This window comes from Paenibacillus tyrphae (assembly GCF_024158745.1).
Lineage (GTDB): Bacteria > Bacillota > Bacilli > Paenibacillales > NBRC-103111 > Paenibacillus_G > Paenibacillus_G tyrfis_A.
The window spans coordinates 244958-265880 of record NZ_JAMZAW010000001.1 but is presented as its reverse complement, the minus strand read 5'-3'; the positions used below and the strand labels follow the sequence as shown (position 1 = coordinate 265880).

Here is a 20923-nt window from a genome sequence, read left to right as displayed (position 1 = left end):
GCTATGGCAAAAATTCGCGTGGGCAGAGTCGGGGAACAAATCAAGAAGGAATTAAGCCAGATCATTCAATCCGAACTGAAAGACCCGCGCATCGGTTTCATTACCGTGACCGGCGTCGATGTGACGAATGATTTTTCCCAGGCCAAAGTATACTTGAGCGTGCTTGGCAGCGACGAACAGAAGGAAGAAACGCTGAAGGCACTCGCCCGCGGCACCGGCTTTATCCGTTCCGAGCTCGGCAAACGAATTCGGATGCGCAAAATTCCGGAATTGCTGTTTAAATTCGATGCCTCGATCGATTACGGCAGCAAGATCGAAACGCTCATTCACCAAATTAACGATGGGAATGCGGAAGCATGACCGCAGCGGAATATGCCGTTCAGCTTCAAGCGGCGGCCGGGTTTATCCGCGAGCAGGATGATTTTCTGGTCGTATCTCACGTGCAACCCGACGGTGATGCCGCCGGGTCCACGTTTGCGGTCGCTTGGATGCTTCAGTCGTTAAACAAACGTTTCACACTGATCAACGAAGGCCGGATCCCGGAAAAGTTCATGTATATGGCCGGGCCTTATTCGGTCATCGAATATGAGAAAGCTCCGCCCGAACGCACGTTTGTGGCGGTGATCTCGGTCGATTGCGCGGATTTCGGACGCATCGGCTCGGTAAGCGAATGCTTCGAGCCGGAGCGGAAGCTGCTGAACATCGATCATCATGCCACCAATGACGGTTTCGGAACCGTCAATCTCGTGCGTTCCGATGCCGCGGCTACCGTGGAAGTGCTGTACGACCTGGCGCTGGAGCTAAACCTGGAGTTCACGCCGGAGCTGAACGATTGTATTTATACCGGTTTACTGACGGACACGGGAGGTTTCCGTTATTCCAATACGACGCCGAAAGTGATGCAGATCGCGGCAGATATGCTGGCGCGCGGTGTGAAGGGGCACGAGCTTGCCGAAAGGCTGCTCGAAACGATGACGCTCGGTCAGGTATCCTTGCTGAAGCGAAGTCTCAATACGTTGTCCTTTGCCCATGACAACAAGGTTGCCTGGCTGTCCGTCTCTTTGGACGATTTGTCGGCTACCGATGCATCCAGCGAAGATATGGACGGACTCGTCAACTATGCCCGCAATGTCGAAGGGGTTGAAGTCGGCATGCTGTTTAAGGAAAAAGAGCCCGGAATCGTTAAAGTCAGCTTCCGTTCCGGAGGCTTGGCTGATGTCGCGGCACTTGCGCAAAAATTCGGAGGCGGCGGGCATGTCAAAGCAGCCGGTTGTACGATTCGCGGTTCGATGTCCGAAGCGGTTGAGCGAGTCGTTCGGGAAGTAGGGATGGCGCTCGCATGACAACGGAATTGGAAGGCATTTTGCCCGTATGGAAGCCGAAAGGCTTCACTTCCCACGATGTGGTGGCTAAAGTGCGCCGCATCGTTAGAATCAAGCGGATCGGCCATACGGGAACGCTTGATCCTCAAGTGACAGGAGTCCTGCCGCTTTGCATCGGCAGGGCGACCCGGCTTGTCGAGTACATCCAGGAGCTGCCGAAAGCGTACGAAGCGACTCTGCTTTTGGGACTTGCTACCGATACGGAGGACTTGTCGGGGGAAGTGCTGGAGCAGGTGGAGCGCCTTGGAGAACGGTTGACGCCGGAACAAGTGACTGCGGCGGTCTTACGCTTTATCGGCGACATCGAACAGGTGCCGCCGATGTATTCTGCCGTCAAGGTAGATGGCAAACGATTGTATGAGCTGGCGCGGCAGGGCGTTCAAGTGGAGCGGAAGTCCCGGACGGTTACCATTTACGGCATCGATGTGCTGGAGACGGACTGGTCGGGAGATTATCCGCAAGTCAAGTTTCGCGTTAACTGCTCCAAGGGAACGTATATTCGTACGCTGTGTGCAGATATTGGACAAGCTCTCGGCGTTCCAGCCGTTATGGCGGAGCTGGTGCGAACCTCGACCGGACATATCGGGCCGGAACGATGCCTGACGCTTGAACAGATCGAAGCTCTTCACAAAAACGGAGAGCTTGCCGGGCGGTTGATTCCGATGGAGCAGGCGGTTGCCCATTTGCCGGCCGTCCGGCTTTCTTCCGTTCAAGCACAGAAGGCGCTGCAGGGTCAGAAAATTCGCGTCAGTGAGGGGCAGAAGGATGCATTAAACGCCTTTTCGTCCAACGGCGAGCGGGCGGTCGCCTGCTTCACGGAAGAAACGGGCGCGTTAGTCGGGCTTTTTGAATGGGATTCGGAGCTGGGATTGCTGCTGCCGGTTAAAATATTTTCTTGAGCTTGAGCGGTCAAACGCACCAAAGAAATGTAGGTGAAGGATACATCATGGAAACGGTACAGCTATCGTATCCGCTGCCGCAGGACGGCCGTCCGGACGACTCCGCCAAGGTGCTGGCGATCGGGGATTTCGACGGCGTTCACCTCGGTCACCGGGAAGTGATTCGGAGGGCGGTCGAGCGCGGGGCCGAGCTTCAACTGCCGGCTGCCATCATGACGTTTCATCCGCATCCCAGACAAGTGCTTGGGATGGACAAATACACCAAGCTGCTTTCGCCGCTCGCGGCCAAGCAGGAATTGCTGCGGCAGCTTCAGGTCGATGCGACCTATGTCGTGAATTTCAGCGAATCGTTTATGCGCGTAACGCCCGAACAGTTTGTCGAGCACATGCTTGTGCCGATGAAGGTCCGTACGGTTTTCGTCGGATTTGACTTCACCTTCGGCTACAAGGGCGCAGGGACGCCGGATACGCTGTGCGATTTGGCCAAGGGGAGATTTGCGGTCGAGGTGATTCGTCCGTTTCACAGGAACGGCGAGAAAGTCAGCAGCACGTTGATTCGCGAATGCTTGCTTCGCGGCGATATTGCTGAAGCGAATGCGCTGCTTGCCCGGCCTTACCGGCTGGAAGGGACGGTCGTGCACGGAGATGGGCGGGGCCGTACCATCGGTTTCCCGACCGCGAATCTTGAGGTGAGCCAGCCTTACGTTATTCCGGCCAATGGCGTCTATGCCGTACAGGTCACTGTCGGGGGCTGCAAAGTAGGCGGAGTCATGAATGTCGGGGTGAAGCCTACCTTCGTCACCGGCCTGACGCAGCCTGCGCTGGAGGCGCATTTGTTCGATTTTCACGAAACGATCTACGGAGAGAACGTACAGGTGGAACTGCTGGCGTTTATTCGCGAAGAACGGAGATTCGCTTCGGTTCAAGAGCTGATTTCCCAGATCGGTCAAGATGCGGATCAAGCGCGTTCGATTCTTGCGGCTCGAAAAACGATTCAAAACTCGTAATTTTATTTTACTTTTATAAACAAACTATGGTATACTATGAAACGTTGTCGATTCAACATGCATCGCATGAGGAATACAGGACATCGCATGAACCTTGGCATGGAGAATCGAGTACTCCATCGGTCTCTGGGCCACAGGGGATATACTTATTATTTTCGGAGGTGACTCAATCATGGCATTGACACAAGAACGCAAGCAGGAACTGATCCAAACGCACAAAACGCATGAAAGCGACACTGGATCTCCAGAAGTACAAGTTGCAATTCTTACGGAAAACATCGTAAACCTGACCAGCCACTTGAAGACGCACAAGAAAGATCATCATTCTCGTCGCGGTCTGCTCAAAATGGTCGGCCAACGCCGTAAGCTTCTGACGTACTTGAAAAACAAAGACGTCAAACGTTACAGCGCTTTGATCGAAAAACTCGGTCTGCGCCGTTAATTCAGCCTTACAACTAAAGCAACCACGTTTGTCCTTTGTGCACGCCGGAACGCCTGGCGTACGGATGCACGGGCTGCGGGGTTGCTTTTTTAAAATATCGGGATAGCCTTGTTTGGCAGCTTGTTCGAGTAGGGCTGATCGTTGTCGCACATTGCAGGAGGCCGCACTTCTTTTGGGTTACTATTTTCATAAAAAGAAGGAAATACTGACTAATATGCAGAATGGTTAAGGAAGACCGGCGTTTTGGCGATCCGGCGGCAAGTCTGCCCGATTGGTCGCCAAGCAATGGCGGTAGTGCGGGGATCCCGGCTTCGAGCGATTAATTGTACATAATGAAATCCGGGTATGAAATTTCAAAAGCTTTGAATGAAAATTGAGGAGGTTGAATATGGAGAAACAAGTGCAGATGGATCTCGGCGGACGTCCGTTGATTCTGGAAACCGGACGTCTGGCGAAGCAGGCGAACGGGGCTGTCGTTGCGCGCTACGGCGAAACCGTCGTACTTTGTACGGTAACGGCTTCCGCCGAGCCGAAAGATTTGGATTTTTTCCCTCTAACCGTGAACTACGAGGAGCGTCTTTATTCGGTAGGTAAAATCCCCGGAGGCTTTATTAAAAGGGAAGGACGCCCTAGTGAGAAAGCGATTTTGTCCAGCCGGTTGACGGACCGTCCGATTCGTCCGTTGTTTCCGGAAGGCTTCCGAAATGACGTGCAGATCGTTGCGATCGTCATGAGTGTGGATCAGGAATGCGCGCCGGAAATTGCGGCCATGATCGGAACCTCCGCAGCGCTCAGCATTTCTGACGTGCCGTTTAACGGTCCGGTGGGCGGCGTCATTGTTGGACGGGTGGACGGGCAGTTCGTCATTAACCCGACCCTCGAGCAGTCGGAAAAAAGCGATATCCACCTCGTCGTGGCAGGCACGAAGGATGCTATCATGATGGTTGAAGCCGGTGCGGAAGAAGTGCCGGAGGAAGTGATGCTGGAAGCGATCATGTTCGGTCATGACGAAATCCGCAAAATCGTTGCCGTACAGGACCAATTCGTGCAGGAAGTCGGCAAGCCGAAAATGGAAGTTAAGCTTCACAGCGTCGATAGCGACGTAAACCAAGCGGTTCGCGAGTTCGCTCAAGCCCGTCTGGTGGAAGCGGTCAAAATTCCGGAGAAGCATGCAAGACAAGATGCGATCGACGCGATCAATAACGAAGCGAAAGAGCATTTTGCCGCGGTCTACGCCGAAACGCCGGAGAAAATGGCCGACGTCAAAGAAACGCTGTACGATATCGTGAAAGAAGAAGTGCGCCGCTTGATTACGCATGATAAAGTTCGTCCGGACGGACGCGGGCTCGATGAAATCAGACCGATCGAATGCGACATCAACCTGCTGCCGCGTACGCACGGCTCCGGCTTGTTTACCCGCGGCCAAACGCAGGCACTCAGCGTATGTACGCTCGGAGCGCTTGGCGACGTGCAAATTCTCGACGGTCTCGACCTGGAAGAATCGAAGCGATTTATGCATCATTACAATTTCCCGCCGTTCAGCGTAGGCGAAGCCCGACCGCTGCGTGCGCCGGGACGGCGCGAAATCGGACACGGGGCGCTCGGCGAACGTGCGCTGGAGCCGGTTATTCCTTCCGAAGCCGATTTCCCGTATACGATCCGTCTGGTTTCCGAGGTGCTGGAATCGAACGGCTCGACTTCGCAGGCGAGCATTTGCGCGAGCACGCTGGCGATGATGGATGCAGGCGTTCCGATCAAAGCTCCGGTAGCGGGCGTAGCTATGGGTCTGATCAAAGACGGGGAGCATTACTCGATCTTGACGGACATCCAGGGGATGGAAGACCACCTTGGCGACATGGACTTTAAAGTGGCAGGTACCGCCAAAGGGGTTACCGCTCTGCAGATGGATATCAAAATCGACGGCATCGACCGGGCCATTTTGACGGACGCGTTGGAGCAGGCGAAAAAAGGCCGCATGCACATTTTGAACAAAATGCTGGATCGCATTTCGCAGCCGAAATCGGACCTGTCGCCTTATGCGCCGAAAATCGTCACGATGCAGATCAACCCGGACAAGATCCGCGATGTCATCGGAGCAGGCGGCAAAATCATCAACAAGATCATCGAAGAAACCGGCGTAAAAATCGACATCGAGCAGGATGGCCGCGTCTTCATCGCTTCGTCCAACAGCGAGATGAACGAAAAAGCGCGTCAAATCATCGAAGGCATCGTCCGCGAGGTGATCGTTGGGGAAACGTACCTCGGCACCGTGAAGCGGATCGAAAAGTTCGGCGCCTTCGTCGAAATTTTACCGGGCAAAGAAGGCTTGGTGCACATTTCCCAACTGTCGACCGAGCGGGTAGGCAAGGTGGAAGATGTCGTCAAGATCGGCGATACGATTACCGTGAAAGTAACGGAGATCGACAACCAAGGCCGCGTCAATTTGTCGCGTAAAGCGGTATTAACGGCACAAGTGCCAGCCCAAACCTAATTTAACGCTTGACTTTTCAAGCGAGCATGCAGAAAGAGCCAGAGCAGTCTGTCTCTTTTTTGTTTGCCCGAAAATCCAGATTTCAGCCGCGGCGCTCTCTCTACGTTGGTCTAAACCTGTCCTGCGGGGCATAAGATGGGGACAAACAGGTGTGGACAGGAGAATGGGCATGAAACGCAAACGATGGTTAGCTGCGTCATTATGCTTTGGAGCTCTGCTGCTCGGCTTGCAGTTCTCTCCGGCGGTCGACCGATTCGTACAGCATGCCAGAGAGAAGAACAGTCATGAACGGGCTGCAAACGATGTACGGACGCTGTCTTCTCTGCTGTCGCTTAGGGCATGGAGTGACGATGGGGGAGAACGGCGGGCCAGAGTGCTTGAGAGAATCAAGGCCGAGGCGGCGAAGCGCAATATCCCGCCGGTGAACGCCAAGATCGACCGCGTATGGAAAGCGATACCGGGATACAACGGGCTTGAGGTCGATGTCGAGAAGTCGCTGGAGCTGGCGGAGCGGCAGTCGTTTCCTGCAACGCTGCAGCTCGTGTTCCGCGAAGTGCCGCCTCAAGTCAATCTGGATCAGCTCGGACCGAATCCGATCTACAAGGGCAACCCGGCGAAGCCGATGGCAGCGCTCATGATCAACGTGGCGTGGGGCGACGAGTATTTGCCGCGAATGCTGGACGTTCTCCGTAAGGAGCAGGTGCATGCGACCTTTTTTTTCGACGGGATGTGGCTGAAAAAAAATATTCCGACTGCCCGCAAAATTATGGAGGAAGGACACGAAGTCTCCAATCATGCCTACTCTCACCGGGACATGAGCAAGCTCAGCCGGACGCAAACCGCTGCCGAGATCAGCAAGACCGAGACGATGCTGAAGCAGGAATTGGGCGTGCAGAACCGTCTGTTCGCGCCGCCCTCGGGCGATTACAATCAAATGACTGTAGACGTCGCGCATGAGATGAACCTGCGCACCATTTTGTGGACGATCGATACGGTAGATTGGAAAAAGCCGGAGCCGTCTTCCATCGTGCATAAAGTCGCTACACGGATCGAGCCCGGCTCGCTGATCCTGATGCATCCTACGTCTTCGAGCAGCGCCGCGCTGCTGGGCATGATACGCGCCATCCGGGCCAAAGGGCTGTCTTTGGGCACCGTCAGCGAGGTAATCTCGCCCGCGCGCGTTCCGAAGGTTGAGTCCGCCGGACAATAATGGTAATATCAGAATGTTATACCTGTGCAGGGGAATCAAGACTTCGCCGTACCGAGGAGGCTTAAAGCGTTTGGACAAATACACATTAACCAACGGACTGCGGCTCGTCATCGAGAAAATTCCGACGTGCCGCTCCGTTGCTTTCGGCATCTGGGTCAAAACCGGATCGCGCAGCGAAAACGAGATGAACAACGGCATTTCGCATTTTATCGAGCATATGCTCTTTAAGGGCACGGACAAATACACCGCCAAAGATATCGCCGAAATTTTCGACGGCATCGGAGGCAACGTGAACGCCTTCACTTCCAAGGAGTACACGTGCTATTATTGCAAGGTGCTGGACGAGCATCTGCCGCTCGCGGTGGAAGTGCTCTCCGATATGTTTTTCGGTTCGGTCTTCGATGAGATGGAATTGGAAAAAGAAAAAAATGTTATTTATGAAGAAATCGCGATGTATGAAGATACCCCAGACGATATGGTGCATGATCTGATTGCCCGGGCCGCTTTCGGCGGGCATTCGCTCGGACGTACCATCATCGGCACGCAAAGCAATCTGGCGGCGATGACCTCCGATACGCTCAAGGAGTATATGAAGTCGCAGTATACGATTGCCAATACGGTCATCAGCATCGCCGGCAACATAAACGACGATGTCGTCGGCTTGATCGAGAAGCATTTCGGCAGCTTTGCGAATGCGGGCTCGCAGGCCTCGCTTGAGCCTTTGGCGTTCCGGAGCGATTCCGAGTACCATCAGAAGAAAACCGAGCAAAACCATATTTGCTTATCGCTGCCGGGGCTGGCTGCGAAGGATGACCGGCTGTATGCGATGATCCTGCTGAACAATGCGATCGGCGGCGGCATGAGCTCCCGGTTATTCCAGGAAATCCGCGAGAAACGCGGGCTGGCCTACTCGGTATATTCCTATCATTCTTCCTACCAGGACGGGGGGCTGTTTACCGTCTATACCGGTACGGCGCCTAAGCAGACCGAAGAAGTGCTTAAGGTGACACTTGAGCTGCTGGCCGACATCAAGGAGAAGGGATTGACCCCGACCGAGCTGAAGAAGGGCAAGGAACAGATGAAGGGCAGCTTGATTTTAAGCCTGGAGAGCACCAGCAGCCGGATGAACCGGATCGGGAAAAACGAGTTGATGCTGGGCAGGCATTACAATCTGGATGAAATGATACAGCGTATCGAAAGCGTGGAGATGGAGCAAGTTCAAGCGCTGACGGCGGAGATGCTGTCCGTTCCGTTTGCATTGGCTATGGTCGGGCAGACGAATGATGCCATCGCCGGATTTAGGAGGGATCAGCTTGTCTGAACGAATCGAAGTGTTAATTAAACGGCTGCCGGGGAATGAAGATATCGCGCTGCCGCAAAAAATGTCCGAGCTGGCCAGCGGCTTCGACCTGTATGCGGCCGTAAGCGAGCCGGTCGATCTCGGGCCGGGCGAACGGGCGCTCATTCCGACCGGATTTGCGCTTGCCATGCCGGCAGGGCTGGAAGCCCAGATCCGTCCGCGAAGCGGGCTTGCTTTTAAACACGGGATCACATCCTTGAACACGCCGGGCACGATCGATGCCGATTACCGCGGCGAAGTCAAGGTGCTGCTGATCAATCATGGCAAAGAAACATTCACCATCAACCGTAACGAGCGCATCGCGCAAATGGTGTTCCAGACGGTGCCGCTTATTACGCTGACCGAGGTAAGCGAACTGGACGAGACGGAACGCGGAGCGGGTGGCTTCGGGCATACGGGAACAAAATAAGGAAGACGGACGATCAAAGCGCTTTTCGTCAGGCCGGCAATTCGGCCTGACGGAAGAGCGCTTTTTTGTTGGCCGCCGAACGATGCATGCCGCCGTCGTTTGGGGCTTGATCTGCTGGAACCCATCTCTGGGCTGTCGCATAAGATGATTTATCGAGAGCGACATGGAAAGAGGTGAGAATGAATGCTGACCGGGATTCAAGTAGCGTTGATCGGCGGCGATGCCAGACAGCTCGAAGTGATTCATAAATGCTCCGAACTCGACGCATCCGTCGTCTTGTTCGGCTTTGATAATTTGCAGAACGGTTCAAGCGGGATTACCAAAGCAGAATTGACGCCCGAAGCGCTTGTGGCTTTGGATGCCGTCATTTTGCCTGCCGTTGGAACGGACGATCAAGGAAATGTGGACAGTCTGTTTTCATCCAAGGAATTGCGACTTACCCATGAACATATAGCTGCTCTGCCGAAACATGCCATCGTCTTTACGGGCATGGCCAAACCTTACTTACGCGAATTATGCTCGAACGAAGGCATCGGGCTGATCGAATTGTTCGACCGTGACGATGTGGCGATTTACAACTCCATTCCGACAGCCGAAGGCGCGGTGATGATGGCGATTCAGAACACGGATATCACCATTCACGGCTCGGAATCCATGGTGCTTGGCTTCGGAAGAACCGGAGCAACGCTTGCCCGCACGCTGCAAGGCATGGGCGCGAAGGTCAGGGTAGGCGTCAACAAGCCGGAATATTTTGCTCGCGCGATCGAGATGGGAATGAACCCCTTTTATACGCAAGAGCTTATTTCCCACGTATCCCAAGTGGATTTGCTGTTCAACACCATCCCGGCCATGGTGGTCACCGCTCAAGTCATCGCCAATATTCCGCATCGCGGGATTATTATCGATCTTGCCTCCAAGCCGGGCGGAACCGATTTCCGCTATGCCGAAAAACGCGGGGTGAAGGCGATGCTTGCGCCGGGGCTGCCCGGGATTGTCGCCCCGAAGACGGCCGGGCGCATCATTGGCGATACGATAACCCGCATCATCATGGAGGACGCAAGACGAAGGAGGAACGGGGAATGAATTGGGATCAATTGACGGTGGGCTTCGCATTGACCGGCTCTCATTGCACGTTTGAAGAAACGATGCCGCAAATCCGGCGCTTTGTCGATGCCGGGGCCAAAGTCGTGCCCATCGTATCCAATACAATCATGACCACGGACACGCGTTTCGGCACATCGGCAAATTGGCAAAAAGAGTTGAAAGAGATCACAGGAAATGATATTATTTCTTCAATTGTAGATGCAGAACCGCTCGGTCCTTCGAAACTCCTCGACATAATGGTGATTGCTCCCTGTACCGGGAATACGACCAGCAAGCTTGCTAACGCCATGACGGAAAGTCCCGTGCTGATGGCGGCCAAAGCGCAGATGCGCAACGGGAGACCACTCGTGCTGGCGATTTCGACAAATGACGGATTGGGACTGAACGCCACGAATATCGGTAAGCTTCTGATTACCAAAAACATTTATTTCGTCCCGTTCGGACAGGATGCGCCGACGGTCAAGCCGAATTCGCTTGTGGCGCGCATGGATTTGATTATGGAAGCTTGCGAGGCGGCCCTTCAGGGCAAGCAGCTGCAGCCGATGCTGATTGAACGGTTTCATTACTGATCCTGCATTTTTTATCATTTATCTTTAGGGGAGAGGACAATACATGTCGAATCAAAAGTTGTTTAACGTCGCAGTAGTAGGCGCGACAGGTGCCGTAGGAGAACAGATCCTCCGTTTGCTGGCTGAACGGAATTTCCCCATTCAAGAGTTGAAGCTCTTGTCCTCGGCCCGGTCCGCAGGCAAGAAACTTCAGTTCAAAGGCCGTGAAGTGACGATTGAAGAAGCAACGCCGGACAGCTTTAAAGGCGTGGACATTGCCCTGTTCAGTGCAGGAGGCGACGTCAGCCGGGCACTGGTTCCGGAGGCGATCAAGCACGGAACCGTATGTATCGACAATACCAGCGCGTTCCGGATGGACCCGGAAACGCCGCTTGTCGTGCCTGAGGTAAATATCGACAAAGTCAGCGACCACAAAGGCGTGATTGCCAACCCGAACTGCTCTACGATTCAAATGGTGCAAACGCTGAAGCCGCTTTACGACCGTTTCGGCATTTCCCGCATCATCGTTTCCACTTACCAAGCCGTATCCGGCGCAGGCGCCAGCGCGATTAACGAGATGCTTCGCCAGTCTCGCGAAGTGCTGGAAGGAAACGCAGTGGAGCCGCAAATTTTGCCGGTAGGCTCTTTGCCGGTCAAGCATCAAATCGCATTCAACGCTATTCCGCAAATCGACAAATTTGTGGACAATGGCTTTACTTACGAAGAAATGAAAATGATCAACGAAACGAAAAAAATCATGGGCGACGAAACGCTGGAAGTCACCGCGACTTGCGTGCGGATTCCGGTCGTTTACGGCCATTCCGAATCGGTTTATGTCGAGCTTAAGCAAGATTTCGACATCGAAGAGGTGAAACGCCTGCTGGCTGACGCACCAGGGATCGTGGTACAGGATAACGCTGCCGAACAGCTGTATCCGCTGGCTACGGATGCGACAGGTAAGCTGGAAACGTTCGTCGGCCGTATTCGCCGCGATCTTAGCAACCCGAGAGCCCTCAATCTGTGGATCGTATCCGACAACCTGCTCAAGGGAGCGGCTTGGAATGCCGTTCAAATTGCCGAATACATCGCGATCGAGCAGCAATAAATGGAACTAAACTGGCTTTCTGAGACACTCAGGAAGCCAGAATTTTGCTATTAACTATGGCACATGGACAAGGGGAGAGATCACATGAGGATCTTGGTGCAAAAATTCGGAGGCACATCTCTTTCCACAGCCGAGGCTAGAACACACGTTATTGAACACATCCAAGATGCTTTGAACCAAGAATACAAAACGGTTGTTGTTGTTTCGGCTATGGGTCGCAGAGGGGAACCTTACGCAACGGACACGCTACTGGATTGGATTGGGCAAAATGGAAATAAGCTGCCTGCGCGCGAACGGGATATGCTGCTATGCTGCGGCGAATTCATCTCGGCCGCTACGCTGTGCAGTCTACTGAACGCCGAGGGGATTCCAGCCGTTGCTTTAACCGGCGCGCAAGCGGGAATCTTAACGAATGACGAACACGGCAATGCTCAAATCGTGACGATTCGGCCAGGGCGTATGCTCGAACTGCTGGAGCAGGGGAATGTCGTCATCGTCGCCGGATTTCAAGGCGAGACGGCGACAGGCGATTTCACGACGCTCGGCCGGGGCGGAAGCGACACGTCGGCTACCGCGCTTGGAGCGGCTTTAAATGCGGAGCTTGTCGAAATTTTCACCGATGTGAGCGGTATTTTGACGGCAGATCCGCGGATCGTGGAAGAAGCAAGACCGCTTTCGGTCGTCTCTTATATGGAAATCTGCAACATGGCACATTTAGGCGCGAAGGTCATTCATCCCAGAGCGGTAGAGGTCGCTATGAATGCGGGAATTCCGGTAAGGGTGCGCTCCACGTTTTCCAAGGATAAAGGAACGCTTGTTACGCATGCCGATGCGCTTCGGAGCGAATCGGGCGCCGTGCAGGACCGGTTTGTGACGGGCATCGCTCACGTGCCGAATATCTCGCAAATTCGGGTAGCGCCTCAGGAAGGCAGCTACGATCTGCAGCTTAACGTATTTAAAGCGATGGCGCGGCAGCGAATCAGCGTCGATTTTATTAACGTCAACCCGTCTGGCGTCGTGTACACGGTCTTTGATCATGAGGCGGAGCGGGCAGCCGAAACGCTTCAAGGAATGGGCTATACGCCGCACATCACGCCGAACTGCGCAAAAGTTTCGATCATCGGGGCGGGAATGAACGGCGTACCTGGTATTATGGCCCACATTGTCGAAGCGCTTACGGAAGAAGACATCCAAATTCTGCAATCTGCCGATTCGAATACGACCATCTGGGTATTGGTGCAAGGTGACGACATGGTCAAAGCCGTTCGTGCGCTGCACCGCAAATTCGAGCTCCATAGATAACGCATAATGTTTTAGGGGGAGACAACACGTGGATTTTGGCACAATGATAACCGCCATGGTTACTCCGTTCGATGACAAGCTTAACATCGACTGGACGCAATTTGAGAACGTGATGGACTACTTGATCGAAGAGCAGCAAAGCGACAGTCTCGTTATCTGCGGCACAACCGGCGAATCTCCTACACTAACGGAAGAAGAGAAGCTCGAAAGTTTTCAAAGGGCCGTAAAGTATGCGCGCGGCCGCTGCAAAATTATTGCAGGGACCGGCAGCTACGATACCGCTCATTCCATTCATTTGTCGCAAGCGGCCGAAAAGCTTGGTGTCGATGCGCTGCTTCTGGTAGCGCCGTACTACAATCGGCCTTCGCAAGAAGGATTGTATCAGCATTACAAAGCCATTGCCGAGTCGGTTAACATCCCGATCATCCTTTATAACGTGCCCGGACGGACCGGTGTCAATATCGAGCCGGAAACGACGATTCGTTTATCGCACATTCCGAACATTGTTGCGACGAAGGATTGCACGGATACGGACCAGTTGACGCAGATCATTACCGGTGCCGCCCCGGGCTTTCTTGTCTACAGCGGCGACGACAGCGCCACGCTCCCCGCTTTGGCGGTCGGAGCGCGGGGAATTGTCAGCGTTGCGAGCCATGTGATCGGCAAAGAAATGAGAACGATGATCGATTGCTATTTGCAGGGCGAAGTAAGAGAGGCGGCGAGGCTTCATGGTCAACTGCTTCCGATATTCCGCGGGCTGTTCTTATGCCCTCACCGCGTACCGAGCCCGGCTCCGGTCAAGCATGCGCTTAGCCTGAAAGGACTGCGCGTGGGCGGGGTTCGCCTGCCGCTCGTGGACGTCACGGAACAAGAAAAACAATTTATCTCTTCGCTTTTTGCCTAAGCTTTACGACAACCGGTGCCTTTGCGGCATCGGTTTTTTTGTTTTGGGAATAATACGCTTTACGCAAGGTGGATGGCCGATTGACCGGCTCACTTGTAAAGAGTCATTTTTTTCATGTATAATGATGTCAAGTGACTGGTGCGGTTAAAATTTGGTTTTGAATAATCATATGGAAATCGTCGTCAATTACATTGAGGAGGTTTAGTTACTTGTCCAAGAAAAATATAGACAAATTAACGATTTTCGCCCTGGGCGGCGTGGGTGAAATCGGGAAGAACATGTATGTCGTTCAATACGCGAACGATATTGTAGTCGTAGACTGCGGATTGAAATTTCCGGAGGAAGATATGCTCGGGATCGATATCGTCATTCCCGATATTTCTTACTTAACGGAAAATCGCGATAAAGTGCGCGGAATCGTCATTACACACGGCCACGAGGATCATATCGGCGGTTTGCCTTACGTTCTTAAGCACCTGAACGTTCCGGTGTATGGAACAAGGCTGACGATGGGTCTGATCGAGATGAAGCTGAAGGAAGCGAATCTGCTCGGGGAAACGAAACGGATCGTTATTACGGCCGAATCGGAATTGAAGCTCGGCTGCATGACGGCAACGCTCTTTAAGACGAACCATAGTATTCCCGACTCGGTAGGGGTATGCTTGGAGACGCCTGAAGGCAACGTGGTTCATACCGGCGACTTCAAGTTCGACCAGACGCCGGTTAACGAGCAGTATGCAGATCTTCACCAAATGGCAGCGATCGGCCGCAAAGGCGTCATTGCACTGTTATCGGATAGTACGAACGCGGAGCGTCCGGGCTATACCGGTTCGGAGCGCAGCGTAGGCGCGGAAATCGAAGACGTATTCCGCAAAGCGAAGCAGCGTGTCGTTATCGCGACCTTCGCCTCCAACATTCATCGGATTCAGCAGGTCATTGACGCGTGCGAATCGACCCGCCGCAAGCTGACCGTGATCGGGCGGAGCATGGTGAATGTCGTGAGCATCGCCAGCGAACTGGGCTACTTGCGTATTCCGGATGGCATGTTGATCGAACCGGAGGAAGTGAACAAACTCGCGGCCGATCGTGTAGCCATTTTATCTACAGGGTCCCAGGGCGAGCCGATGTCGGCGCTGACCCGGATGGCCCGCTCCACGCATCGCAAGATGGACATTTTGCCGGGCGATACCGTCATCATTGCCGCTACGCCTATTCCCGGGAATGAACGGTATGTAGGGCGTACGGTGGACGAATTGATGCGCATAGGCGCACATGTCATTTACGGGCCTGGCTCGATCACAGGGGTACACGTATCCGGACACGGCAGCCAGGAAGAATTAAAGCTGATGCTGAATATCATGCGTCCGAAATATTTTATCCCGATTCACGGGGAGTACCGGATGCTTCGCCAGCACGGGATGCTTGCCGAATCGGTCGGCATCGCCCGCGAAGATATTTTTATCGTCGATAACGGCGATACGGTGGAAATTCAGGACGGCGTTGCCCGCAAAGGTTCCAAAGTACCGGCAGGCAACGTTCTCATCGACGGTCTCGGTGTCGGGGACGTAGGCAACATCGTGCTGCGCGACCGCAAGCTGTTGTCCCAAGACGGCATTCTGGTCGTCGTCGTAACGCTCAGTAAGCAGGACGGGACGATTCTGTCCGGTCCGGACATCATCTCCCGCGGCTTCGTATACGTACGGGAGTCGGAAGGACTGCTGGAAGAAGCGAACCGGATCGTGACAAGCACGCTCCATCGCTTAATGAACGAAAATGTCAATGAGTGGGCTTCACTCAAAACCCATGTCAAAGACGCACTCGGCCGATTTTTATATGAGCAAACCCGAAGAAGACCGATGATTTTGCCAATCATCATGGAAGTGTAAAACTTCCCACCAGTCATACGAACTCACTTGAGGATAGAGTGTATAAGAAGCGTTTTTTGCAAAGACCACGTAAGCGGGGGAAATCTCCTCACGGTTACGCGGTCTTTTTTCGTATATCCGTGCTCGGACCCGCATAGTTTTGCACGGGTGCACCATACTAACAAGGACATTTCAGCTAACGGAGGGATGTTCTTCATGCAATCCAATGATAAACAAGAGCAGCAGCCGGTGCAGCCGCCCCAAGCGCCGACGACGGAAGAAGGACGCAAAAGCGCAACGGTCGATGCGATTCAGCAGTTGGGGCAGACAGCCGCGCCTACCACTGAATCCAACATTTTTTGCATGACCATTATCGGGCAGGTGGAGGGCCATATCGTTCTGCCGCCGCAAAACAAGACGACCAAATACGAGCATTTGATTCCGCAGCTTGTAGCCGCGGAGCAGAACGCGAAAATCGAAGGCGTGCTTATTATTTTGAATACGGTAGGCGGAGACGTGGAAGCCGGGCTGGCAATCGCCGAGATGATCTCTACGTTGTCCAAACCGACGGTAACGCTTGTACTCGGCGGAGGGCACAGTATCGGAGTTCCGATTGCCGTCTCGGCCAACTATTCGATCATTGCCGAAACGGCGACGATGACCATTCATCCGATCCGTCTGAACGGTCTGGTGATCGGCGTTCCCCAGACCTTCGAATATTTGGACAAAATGCAGGAGCGGGTTATCCGGTTCGTCACCCGGCATTCCCGGGTAGACGAAGAAAAATTCAAAGAACTGATGTTCAAAACGGGCGAGCTCACGCGCGACATCGGTACGACGGTCATCGGTGCGGATGCCGTGAGATACGGACTCATCGATTCGCTGGGGGGCATTGGGGAAGCCATCCGCAAGCTCAACGCCCTGATCGACGAGCGGCGCGCCGGCAATGGAGGAGGCATGATCCAATGATTCATTATTCGATCCTGCCGCTGGAAACCGTCTACGAAGGAATCGAAGCGATGAAGTCGTCTACCGTCGATATTGTAATGAACGGGGTCAGGATGCAGGTTGAGCCGGTCAACGCACAACAGGCAAAGATCGTCCGTCTGATCAGTTGCAACCCGCAGGATTTTTTGAACCCCCAATACGCTCCCGGACGAATGATCGAGTTTCAGCCGATGGTACGGGAAGCCGGCGAATAGAGCTGATCGATACGATTTCTCGCTCCTGATTTTCTGGAGGGGAATATATTTTCGCATTCTTCGTTTAGCTTCACCCCAGTTTATGGTATAATGAAGGCTCGGGGGTGAGCGGCCTTGGCCAGGAAAAGGAAAAAGGGCAAGGGAATCAAATCAAATCTCAAATTTGAACTGTACGGCATCGTTATTTTGATTTTTTCGATCATCGCTTTATCCCGTGAAGGTTCGGTAGCCCGTTCGTTGACCTATCTGTTTCGGTTTGTGATCGGAACTTGGGATTTTCTCATTCCGCTCGTGTTTATATACGCCGGATTGTACGCGATGATGAAAAGGGAATGGCCGGTGTGGCGGACGCACCGCAAGCTCGGGGTGCTTCTGATCATCCTGTCGCTGCTGCTGATGAGCCATATCAGCCTGTTCTCGCAGCTTTACCCGAAAGGGAATTTCACGGAAGGCCAAGTGCTGTCCCAAACTTGGGCGAGCATGGTAGACGGACTAGATCCGACGGAAAAAGGAATGGCGATCTTGACCGACGGCGTCGGCGGGGGAATGATCGGGGCGGTGCTCTATGCGGTGCTGCACTTTTTGTTCAGCAACCTGGGCGCCCGTCTAATTCAATACACGCTGTTCGTCGTAGGATTCATTCTCATTACGGGATTGTCAGTCGGCGATATCATGAACAAATTCAGCGGGCGCAAGCCGTTTGCCGAGACGCTGCTTGGCCAATACATAAAGCGCAAGCTGCTGGAAAGAAACCGCGCGAAGGCGGCCGCCGCGAGCGCGCAGCGCAAGAAGAAGCCGTCGGTCGCAGCGGTCTATGTGCCGCCGCCGGAGGACGAGTTCGACGAAGAGACGTTGAAGCCGGAGCGCAAGGAACGGAAGCCGGGAAAAATGCGCAGTCTGTTCTTCGAGCTGCTTAATCCGTCTGAAACGCAGGAAAAGAACAAGGCGGAGGGGAAGCCGAAAAAGGGGCGCGTTCAACCGGAAAAGGAAGAAGAAACGGTCACGGTCTATTCGGCGGGGCAGGATTCATACGACAACGATTCGGACTTCCCGGAGCAGCATATCCCTTACGAAGAAGATCATGAACCGGCAATCCCGGTTATCCGCGATTTTCAAGAGCAGGTTCATCAGGAAGCGGCGCGCACATCCGATAGCCCCGCTTCCGCTGAGAATGCCGCAGACCCCAAACCTGATCCGGTGGCTAAGGAGCAAGAAGGAGCGGAAGGTGCGGACGATTTTGACATTAAAAACAAACCGCTCGCTATCCCGTACGAGCTGCCTTCCTTGCAGCTGCTGGCCAAGCCCGCTTCGGGCAAAGGAAGCGACTCGCTGGATTACAAGGCGGTTGCCCGCAAGCTGGAAGCGACGCTCGAAAGCTTCGGCGTGCGAGCAAAGGTGCTGGAGGTCGTCCGCGGCCCTGCAGTTACCCGTTACGAAATTCAGCCGGACGTCGGCGTGAAGGTAAGCCGCATTGTCAGCTTGACGGATGATATCGCCCTCGCTCTGGCTGCAAAGGATATCCGTATGGAAGCGCCGATTCCGGGCAAGTCCGCCATCGGGATTGAGGTGCCGAATACCGAGGTATCCGTGGTCACGATGCGCGAAGTTATGGAAAGCCCGGCCTTTCAGGACGCGGCGTCCAAATTGTCCATCACGCTGGGACGCGATATTTCCGGGCAGCCGATCGTCGGCAATCTCGCACGAATGCCGCACATGCTCGTCGCAGGGGCGACCGGCTCGGGGAAATCCGTTTGTATTAACGGGATCATCACGAGCGTTCTTTATAAAGCAAAGCCCGATGAAGTCAAATTTCTGATGATCGACCCGAAGATGGTCGAGCTGAACGTTTACAACGGCATTCCGCACCTGCTGGCTCCGGTTGTAACCGATCCGAAGCGGGCCTCGCTTGCGCTCAAAAAAGTCGTCGTGGAGATGGAAAAGCGGTACGAGCTTTTCTCCAAAAGCGGGACGCGCAATATCGAAGGCTACAACTCGATGCTGGTAGAAACGCAGACGGGGGCACCGCTGCCTTATATCGTCGTCATCGTGGACGAGTTGGCCGACCTGATGATGGTTGCGGCCAACGACGTGGAGGATGCGATCTGCCGCCTTGCCCAGATGGCGCGTGCGGCAGGCATCCACCTCATCATCGCTACGCAGCGGCCGTCGGTCGACGTCATTACCGGCGTTATCAAAGCGAACATTCCGTCGCGGATCGCTTTCGGCGTCTCCTCGCAGGTAGACTCGCGGACAATCCTTGATTCTGCGGGCGCGGAGAAGCTGCTTGGCCGTGGAGATATGCTTTACTTGCCGATGGGCGCTTCGAAGCCTGTCCGGGTTCAGGGAGCCTTCCTCTCCGATCAGGAGGTGGAAGCGGTCGTTGGCTTCGTCCGGACCCAGGGGCAGGCGGAATACGTGGAAGACATGGTTCCGCATGTCGAAGATAAGCAAGAAGAGACGGAAACGTTTGAGGACGAATTGTACGATCAGGCGGTCCAAATTATTCTTGAAGCGAAGCAAGCGTCCGTATCCCTGCTTCAGCGCCGCATGCGCGTCGGTTATACGCGTGCCGCCCGGTTGATCGATACGATGGAAGCGCGCGGCATCGTAGGTCCGTACGAGGGCAGCAAGCCGCGTGAAGTCTTGATGTCGCTTGAGCAGTATCAAATGAACCGAATGAGCTCCTGAGCGGCTTCCGAATGTATTATCCAGGCCCAGCGATTCCCAGTTTAGGCTGAATAGAAGCTGACTCCCTTTCTCATAATAACCTTAAAAAGGTTGCCGCAACGAAGGCGGGAAAGGTGAGGTTGCCAGAATGAATAAACGATTGATCTTCATTACGCTTGGCCTGGTATTTATTCTGTTCGCCGGACTTCAGCTCAAGCAGCATCTGAAGGTGCAGCAGACATTCAGCAAGAACGAAATCCGCTACGGAGCGTCCGGCACAGCCGACGTCTACGAGCTCCAAGGCCGTTTGAAGCATCTCGGGTTTTATTACGGCAAAGTGGATGGCGATTTCGGCTATCAGACCTTAAAGTCGCTCAAATGGTTCCAGTCCGAATTCGGGTTGAAGGTCGACGGCATCGCCGGGGACAAATCGAAGCTGAAGCTGTGGGAAGCGACGAAAGGATGGAAGGCGAAAGCCGAAGAGCTGCCTCCTTGGGTAACAGGTGCCGGACGAGGGCAAGTCGCCGAAGGCGGAGTCGCACCTGAAAGCGTTGCGCCGCCGGCGAACGCTGGCATACCGCGTTCCAATCGGCTCGGTCTTTCCGAAGAGGACCTGAACTTGATGGCGAATGCGGTACACGGCGAGGCACGCGGGGAGCCGTATATCGGCCAAGTCGCCGTTGCCGCCGTTATTCTCAATCGCGTCAAATCGCCAAGCTTTCCAAATACGGTCTCGGGCGTCATTTTCCAGCCTGGAGCGTTTACGGCCGTAGCGGACGGACAAATATGGCTGACGCCGAACGAAACGTCCCGCAAGGCGGTTCAAGACGCGCTGAACGGGTCGGACCCCTCCGGCGGATGCATTTATTATTTCAACCCGGTAACGGCCACGTCCAAGTGGATTTGGTCCCGTCCGCAAGTCAAACAAATTGGCAAACATATTTTTTGCAAATAGCGCATGTAGTAGAAGTAACCATCTTCACGGTTGCTTCTTCTGTTTATAGAGGAATATAATGGAATATACCC

At 54.1% G+C, this 20923-nt stretch carries 19 protein-coding genes; all 19 read left to right on the top strand.

What is annotated here, in order from left to right; all coding sequences use genetic code 11:
- Positions 1–3: 3 nt before the first annotated feature.
- A complete protein-coding gene (gene rbfA / locus NI000_RS01225; RefSeq protein ID WP_036676353.1) occupies positions 4–360 on the top strand; it encodes a 30S ribosome-binding factor RbfA in 357 nt (118 codons plus the stop codon).
- Entirely contained in the window at positions 357–1343 is a 987-nt protein-coding gene (locus NI000_RS01220) for a DHH family phosphoesterase (protein WP_253406965.1), read from the top strand. Before rbfA ends, NI000_RS01220 begins: the two co-directional genes overlap by 4 nt.
- Complete coding sequence (truB, locus tag NI000_RS01215; RefSeq protein ID WP_253406963.1) at positions 1340–2281, top strand: tRNA pseudouridine(55) synthase TruB; 942 nt, start codon at positions 1340–1342, stop codon at positions 2279–2281. Before NI000_RS01220 ends, truB begins: the two co-directional genes overlap by 4 nt.
- Positions 2282–2328: 47 nt before the next feature.
- A complete protein-coding gene (locus NI000_RS01210) occupies positions 2329–3288 on the top strand; it encodes a bifunctional riboflavin kinase/FAD synthetase (protein ID WP_253406955.1) in 960 nt (319 codons plus the stop codon).
- A gap of 172 nt (positions 3289–3460) precedes the next feature.
- Positions 3461–3730 carry a 30S ribosomal protein S15 gene (gene rpsO, locus NI000_RS01205; RefSeq protein ID WP_010491237.1) on the top strand — a complete coding sequence of 90 codons (270 nt, stop codon included), beginning with the start codon at positions 3461–3463 and terminating at the stop codon, positions 3728–3730.
- 388 nt (positions 3731–4118) lie between these two features.
- Positions 4119–6221 (top strand): polyribonucleotide nucleotidyltransferase, encoded by a 2103-nt coding sequence (gene pnp, locus NI000_RS01200; RefSeq protein ID WP_253406953.1) that lies wholly within the window; start codon positions 4119–4121, stop codon positions 6219–6221.
- 169 nt (positions 6222–6390) lie between these two features.
- Complete coding sequence (locus NI000_RS01195; protein WP_253406951.1) at positions 6391–7431, top strand: polysaccharide deacetylase family protein; 1041 nt, start codon at positions 6391–6393, stop codon at positions 7429–7431.
- A 70-nt stretch (positions 7432–7501) separates the two neighbouring features.
- On the top strand, positions 7502–8752 hold the full coding sequence (locus NI000_RS01190) for a M16 family metallopeptidase (RefSeq protein ID WP_253406949.1): 1251 nt from the start codon (positions 7502–7504) through the stop codon (positions 8750–8752).
- Positions 8745–9200, top strand: coding sequence for a dUTP diphosphatase (gene dut / locus NI000_RS01185; protein WP_253406947.1), 456 nt, complete (start codon positions 8745–8747; stop codon positions 9198–9200). The genes NI000_RS01190 and dut overlap by 8 nt, the downstream gene beginning before the upstream one ends.
- Before the next feature lie 183 nt (positions 9201–9383).
- Positions 9384–10283, top strand: coding sequence for a dipicolinate synthase subunit DpsA (gene dpsA, locus NI000_RS01180; protein ID WP_253406946.1), 900 nt, complete (start codon positions 9384–9386; stop codon positions 10281–10283).
- A complete protein-coding gene (locus NI000_RS01175) occupies positions 10280–10873 on the top strand; it encodes a dipicolinate synthase subunit B (RefSeq protein ID WP_054975400.1) in 594 nt (197 codons plus the stop codon). The genes dpsA and NI000_RS01175 overlap by 4 nt, the downstream gene beginning before the upstream one ends.
- Before the next feature lie 43 nt (positions 10874–10916).
- Positions 10917–11957: an aspartate-semialdehyde dehydrogenase gene (locus NI000_RS01170; RefSeq protein ID WP_253406945.1), complete on the top strand. Its 1041-nt coding sequence runs from the start codon at positions 10917–10919 to the stop codon at positions 11955–11957.
- Positions 11958–12041: 84 nt separating this feature from the next.
- Positions 12042–13259, top strand: coding sequence for an aspartate kinase (gene dapG, locus NI000_RS01165; protein ID WP_253406944.1), 1218 nt, complete (start codon positions 12042–12044; stop codon positions 13257–13259).
- A 28-nt stretch (positions 13260–13287) separates the two neighbouring features.
- A complete protein-coding gene (dapA, locus tag NI000_RS01160; RefSeq protein ID WP_253406943.1) occupies positions 13288–14163 on the top strand; it encodes a 4-hydroxy-tetrahydrodipicolinate synthase in 876 nt (291 codons plus the stop codon).
- A 209-nt stretch (positions 14164–14372) separates the two neighbouring features.
- The gene (locus NI000_RS01155) at positions 14373–16049 is read left to right on the top strand and encodes a ribonuclease J (protein ID WP_253406942.1); all 1677 of its coding nucleotides are present in this window, start codon (positions 14373–14375) and stop codon (positions 16047–16049) included.
- Between the two features lie 195 nt (positions 16050–16244).
- Positions 16245–16997 carry a ClpP family protease gene (locus tag NI000_RS01150; protein ID WP_253406941.1) on the top strand — a complete coding sequence of 251 codons (753 nt, stop codon included), beginning with the start codon at positions 16245–16247 and terminating at the stop codon, positions 16995–16997.
- Positions 16994–17230: a YlzJ-like family protein gene (locus NI000_RS01145; RefSeq protein ID WP_253406939.1), complete on the top strand. Its 237-nt coding sequence runs from the start codon at positions 16994–16996 to the stop codon at positions 17228–17230. The genes NI000_RS01150 and NI000_RS01145 overlap by 4 nt, the downstream gene beginning before the upstream one ends.
- A 114-nt stretch (positions 17231–17344) precedes the next feature.
- A complete protein-coding gene (locus tag NI000_RS01140; protein WP_253406937.1) occupies positions 17345–19918 on the top strand; it encodes an FtsK/SpoIIIE family DNA translocase in 2574 nt (857 codons plus the stop codon).
- A gap of 127 nt (positions 19919–20045) precedes the next feature.
- On the top strand, positions 20046–20852 hold the full coding sequence (sleB, locus tag NI000_RS01135) for a spore cortex-lytic enzyme (RefSeq protein ID WP_253406935.1): 807 nt from the start codon (positions 20046–20048) through the stop codon (positions 20850–20852).
- Positions 20853–20923: the final 71 nt, after the last annotated feature.